2 protein-coding genes are annotated in these 818 nt (G+C 56.2%); both read left to right on the top strand.

Annotated features, from left to right (window positions below):
• The first annotated feature begins 164 nt into the window (after positions 1 to 164).
• Entirely contained in the window at positions 165 to 401 is a 237-nt protein-coding gene (locus tag ACOCD2_RS23030) for a hypothetical protein (RefSeq protein ID WP_293675246.1), read from the top strand.
• On the top strand, positions 374 to 818 hold a 445-nt coding region (locus ACOCD2_RS23025; RefSeq protein WP_419626217.1), incomplete at its 3' end, for a hypothetical protein. The genes ACOCD2_RS23030 and ACOCD2_RS23025, both read left to right, overlap by 28 nt.

Raw genomic sequence — 818 nt, 5'->3', positions numbered from 1 at the left:
CACTTGTCCGTCGCAGAAACCACGTACTATCCGAGTACAACCGGCGTATGGCGTTCCTTGCCGACCCTAAAATCATAAAGATGCGCGGCATACGCTCACCACTAGCAGGCTTCCAGGATGACTCTAAGGACCTATACTCCTTACTGCGAGATTCCGCAGATCGGATGGCTGGGTGTGTCGCGAAGTATGACGAAGCCATAACCCGAGGACGGGAGCAGGCAGGAGCCTACTTCCGGGATCTGGACCGGGCCATTACCCGGTATGACAACATGGGCTTCATCTACTTCGCACAGCAGGATCCGCAGGTGCTGCAAGCGCTACATGAGACACACCGTAGCCTGATGCCCAAGACTGCACCAAAAAGCAGGTGGTCATGGCTACCCTGGAAGCGGAAACGATGAAACTGTGGATCCTGCTTGCCCTCCTGCTACAGGCCGTACCCGGTAGCCCGTCGCCACAGTACGCGACCGCACCCTACAGCGGAGACCTGATAACGCTACAGTACCGCGAACTCTCCTACCGGTTGAGCCGGTTCGTGGAGCCAGACCCCGCCAGGCAGTTCATGTCAGGCTACATATACAGCGGATCTTCCCCCGTAACACACTCTGACCCCACCGGCGCAATGATGGGTGGAGAGACCGTGGAGATGGCTATTCGGGATCTCTCCACACCCGACCTTGAATCCGATACTGAAGATGTTCAGATCATCCACGAAGAAGTTAGCCATGTCCCGCCACCCTCTCCAGTTGCTACGCTGTCCAGACAAACTGAAAGTATGTTGTCGGAAGAGGCGCTGGCTATACGGAATACGGCCAAAT

The organism is Thiolapillus sp., from assembly GCF_048562965.1.
GTDB lineage: Bacteria > Pseudomonadota > Gammaproteobacteria > Chromatiales > Chromatiaceae > Thiolapillus > Thiolapillus brandeum_A.
Note: the sequence above shows the minus strand (reverse complement) of the source record. Positions and strands in the feature narration are given on the sequence as shown.